General features: G+C 61.0%; 4 protein-coding genes. All 4 read right to left on the minus strand.

Annotated features, from left to right (window positions below):
* On the minus strand, positions 1 to 853 hold an 853-nt coding region (locus tag QOC89_RS29555; RefSeq protein WP_323048283.1), incomplete at its 3' end, for a GlxA family transcriptional regulator.
* A 59-nt stretch (positions 854 to 912) separates the two neighbouring features.
* On the minus strand, positions 913 to 1704 hold the full coding sequence (locus tag QOC89_RS29560) for an ABC transporter ATP-binding protein (RefSeq protein ID WP_179741802.1): 792 nt from the start codon (positions 1702 to 1704) through the stop codon (positions 913 to 915).
* Positions 1705 to 1788: 84 nt separating this feature from the next.
* On the minus strand, positions 1789 to 2502 hold the full coding sequence (locus QOC89_RS29565; protein WP_323048284.1) for an ABC transporter permease: 714 nt from the start codon (positions 2500 to 2502) through the stop codon (positions 1789 to 1791).
* A gap of 4 nt (positions 2503 to 2506) precedes the next feature.
* Positions 2507 to 3196, minus strand: a complete 690-nt coding sequence (locus QOC89_RS29570) for an ABC transporter permease (RefSeq protein WP_012432581.1) — start codon at positions 3194 to 3196, stop codon at positions 2507 to 2509.
* Positions 3197 to 4628: the final 1432 nt, after the last annotated feature.

A 4628-nucleotide genomic window follows, 5' to 3' on the forward strand; every position in this document is an offset into this window, starting at 1 on the left:
TGCTGGTGCGCTGCAATTGCGTGCGTGCTTTGATGAGGCGCAGGTTGACGTAGTACTTCGATGGCATCGCGCCGAGGTACTGTCGAAACAGCCGTTCGAGCTGGCGTCGTGAGATACCGACAAGGCCGGCGATTTCATCGGTGGCGAGTGGGTCTTCTATGTTTGCTTCCATCAGTTGCAGCGCGTCGTTGAGCTTCGGATGGCGCTCGCCCGGCGCGGTCACGAACGGAATGCGCTGCCGCTCCTCGCCTGCGCGCAGCGTGCCGACGCCAAGCGTATCCGCGATACGCTCCGCGAGCTCCGGCCCATGCTCCCGGCCGATCATCGCGAGCATGAAGTCGACGGTCGCCTGACCGCCCGCGCAGGTGGCGCGATCGCGGTCGATTTCGAAGATCTGCTGGGTGACGATCGAGCGTTCGAACTGCTCGGAGAACTGCTGATAGGTTTCCCAGTTGACGCTGACCCGATAGCCGGACAACTGCCCCGCCATGGCAAGCCACCAGACGCCGTGATGAATGCCGGTGACGAGCGGCGTGCGCTGCCCGACGCGCGACAGACTGGCAAGAAACAGCCGGTAGTCGGCGAATTGCTGGAACCGCTCGCTGACGATGATCAGCCAGTCACACGAAATCGCATCGCCGAAAGCGGCATCGGCCGGCCATTGCGCGCCGCCCGACAAGGGCACCGCGCGGCCGTCCCACGAACACACCTGCACGCGGTATAGCGCCCGGCCGTCGATTTCGTTGGCGAGATTGAGCGCGTCGACGATCGGCCCGACGCCCGACATCGACACCGGCGGCAAGGCGACGATTGCGACCTGCGTGGTGCGAGCCGGGCTGGACGTGCGAGCCATCATCTATTGATAAAACACGAATAAAGCGCGAATGAAACGCGAAAAGCGCGAGCCGCGCGTTACTTCAGACTGCCGGACAGGAACTGCTTGAGCCGTTCGCTGCGCGGCGTGGTCAGCACGTCGGCGGGCAAGCCCTCTTCTTCGGTACGGCCCTGGTGCAGGAACATCACGTGATTCGACACGTTGCGCGCGAAACCCATTTCGTGCGTGACGACGATCATCGTGCGGCCTTCTTCGGCGAGCTTCTGCATCACCTTCAGCACTTCACCCACCAGTTCGGGGTCGAGCGCCGAGGTGGGTTCGTCGAACAGCATCACGTCAGGGTTCATTGCCAGCGCACGCGCAATCGCCACGCGCTGCTGCTGACCGCCCGACAGATGCGACGGATACTGCTTTTCCAGACGCGGCGCGAGACCCACCTTCTCGAGATATTCACGCGCCCTTTCTTCGGCTTCGCGACGCGACATGCCGAGCACATGAATCGGTGCTTCGACGATGTTCTCGATCACGTTCATGTGCGCCCACAAGTTGAAGTGCTGGAACACCATCGCGAGTTTCGTGCGGATGCGTTGCAACTGCTTGTGATCGGCGACTTCCAGATTGCCGGCGCGGTCGGCCTTGGTTTTCACCATTTCGCCGTCGACGACGATCTGCCCCGCGTTCGGCCGCTCCAGAAAATTGATGCAGCGCAGAAAGGTGCTCTTGCCCGACCCGCTCGCGCCGATGATGCTGATCACGTCACCCTTATTCGCGTTGAGCGACACACCCTTGAGCACTTCGTTGTCGCCGTAGCGCTTGTGGATGTCCTGAACGGCGAGCTTGCAAGCTTCGGTTTGAGTGGTGTGGAGCAAGATGCTCTCCCTTTGAGAATACGGATCAAATCGAACTACGTGACGGCGCGCGCCAGCCGCGCCGCTGCATCGAAACACGCCTCTTCAGTGCGTGCGCACCGCCAGATAGCCCAGCCAATGACGCTCGGCACGGCGGAACAACGCTACCAGCGCGAACGACACCACGAGGTAAATCAGCGCCGCGAGCCCGAACGAATCGAACGACCGGTAGGTGGCCGAGTTCGCATCGCGCGCCACCTTGAGGATATCCGGCACCGTGGCCGTAAACGCGACCGTGGTGGCGTGCAGCATCAGGATGACTTCGTTACTGTACAACGGCAGCGCCCGGCGCAGCGCGGACGGTATCACAATGCGGCGATACATCGTGAACCAGCTCATGCCGTAGGCACGGGCCGCTTCCACTTCGCCATGCGAGGTCGAGCGGATCGCGCCGGCGAAGATTTCGGTGGTGTACGCGCAGGTGTTCAGTGCGAAAGCGAGGATCGCGCAGTGAAAGCCGCTGCGGAAAAACGCATCCAGCAGTTGATGCGAGCGCACGAATTCGAGGCTGTACATGCCGGTGTAGATCAGCAACAGTTGCACGTACAACGGTGTGCCGCGAAACACGTAAGTGTAAAGACGCACGGGTGTCGACAGCCAGCGCTTCTTCGACACACGCGCCACCGCGAGCGGAATGGCCGCGCAAAAGCCGATCCCGACCGATGCCACCAGCAGCCATAGCGTGACCGCCAGACCGGACAGGCGCTGACCGTCCCAGTACAGGAACGCGCGCCAGAATTGATTGAGAATGTCGATCATGGTTTTAGAGCTCCGCGTGCCGCACGCCGATTGAATAGCGCTTTTCCAGCCAGATCAGCACGAGATTCGACGCGGTGGTGATCGCCAGATAGATCAGGGCGGCGACCAGAATGAAGAAGAACATGTTGAAGGTGCTCTTGCCGGCGTCCTGGGCGGCTTTGACGACATCGGCGAGACCGATGATCGACACCAGCGCCGTGGCCTTGACCAGTACCTGCCAGTTGTTGCCGATGCCGGGCAGCGCGAAGCGCATCATCTGCGGAAACAGGATGCGCGTGAACACGCGTGCGCCGCTCATGCCGTATGCGCTGCCTGCTTCGAGCTGACCGCGCGGCACGGCGAGAAACGCGCCGCGGAAGGTCTCGGTGAAATACGCGCCGTAGATGAAGCCGAGCGTCAGCACACCGGCCACGAACGGATCGATATCGAACTGCGGCAGGTTGAGGGCGTCGGTGAGATTGTTGACGGCGATCTGGATGCTGTAGAAGAGCAGCAGCATCAGGACGAGGTCGGGCACCGAGCGGATCAGCGTCGTATAGCCGGTGGCGATTGCGCGCAGGGGGCGGTTGAAGGAGAGTTTCGCCGCTGCGCCCGCGAGGCCGAGCAGCACGGCGGCTGCCAGCGACAGGACGGACAGCTCGATCGTCTGGATCGTGCCGGCCAGCAACACCGGACCAAAGCCGTAAAGGAACACGCGTGTCTCCATCCAGGTTTATTGAGGATGTGGTGGATGGGGTCGAGGGGGTGATTGCGCCGACCCATCCGGTATGGCGCGGAGTCTCGCAAGCTGGAATTAATTTCTCAAAGAGGAGGATGACGTGTGCTGCAGTGCAGCAAGAGGCCGCCGGGCGCGGCGGAGGCTTGCCGGGGCGTGGTTTTGCAAGAGAGATCAGGTTTGTGCGCTGCGCGGGGTTGAGGGATTTTGCAGGTTTTGGGTCGCTTTTTTGATAGAGGTTAGAGGCCTTGCGGCGGCGGGGGTTGTTGATGTTTGCCTATGGCGTTGGTGTTTCCTTGATCTGGGTGCCTGCGCGGCGCTTGTTTCTGGTTGCCTGCGGCGTTGGCCTTTCCTTGAAGAGATTGCCTGCGCGGGGCTTTGGCTGGTTGCCTACGGCGTGGGCCTTTCCTTAAGCCGGTGCTGCGCGGCGCTTGTTCGTCTGGTTGCCTACGGCGGTGGCCTTTCCTTGATTTGATATTGGTTTATTAGCGTCGCCCCTGTGCGGGGCGGGCACTTACTTCTCTTTGCCGCCGCAAAGAGAAGTAAGCAAGAGAAAGCGGCTCAAACCGCTGACTCTTAAGCGGGTCCCCCGCACAGCCACGGTAGTGGCGCATCTGGAATCTGGGTTCTCGCACATTCGACGCTAGTGACCAGGCAGTCATGCTTCCCGCCTCGCACTGTGTGCTCGCCGGAAGGGGCCACTGAAAACACGGGGCTTCGTTCATGCGCGCCGGAGCCACAGGCTTCGCTTGGCCCATCGCCGCACTTCCGGGTTCACATTTCATTTCGCGCCGTAGCCGCAGCGCATATTGTCTTTTCGCTTTCGCTTTCGCTTTCGCTTTCGCTTTCGCTTTCGCTTTCGCCGCTTTTCATCCGTGCCGTGTGTCCTTTCGGCCTCTCTGTTTTTCCGCGACGGTGGCAGTTGCTTGCTTCTTCGCGCTGCAGGTTGGGGCGCATCGCCGAGGCGTAGCCGATGGCCCTCACGACGCTCGACCAATGCCACGGCATCGAAGATAGACCCTTCCGGCGAGCACATCGTGCGAGGCGGGAAGTATGACTGCCTGGTCACTAGCGTCGAATGTGCGAGAACACTGATTCCAGATGCACCACTACCGCGGCTGTGCGGGGGACCCGCTTAAAAATTAGCGGTGTGAGCCGCTTTCTCTTGCTTACTTCTCTTTGCGGCGGCAAAGAGAAGTAAGTGCCCGCCCCGCACAGGGGCGACGCTAATAAACCAATAACAATTCAAGGAAAGGCCAAAAAATCAGATCAAGGAAAGGCCAACGCCGTAGGCAACCAGAAACAAGCGCCGCACAGGCAAAAAAACCCTCACTCCATCCCTAACCGAGCCCGAATCGCGGGCAACATATATTCAACCGCTGCCCGGCCCTCTTCCATAGCCGGCCCCGCC

The organism is Paraburkholderia sp., from assembly GCF_034668105.1.
Lineage (GTDB): Bacteria > Pseudomonadota > Gammaproteobacteria > Burkholderiales > Burkholderiaceae > Paraburkholderia.

Excerpts from the sequence above, each read along its gene's own strand:
- QOC89_RS29565 (WP_323048284.1), bottom strand. The coding sequence starts at position 2,502 with ATGATCGACATTCTCAATCAATTCTGGCGCGCGTTCCTGTACTGGGAC.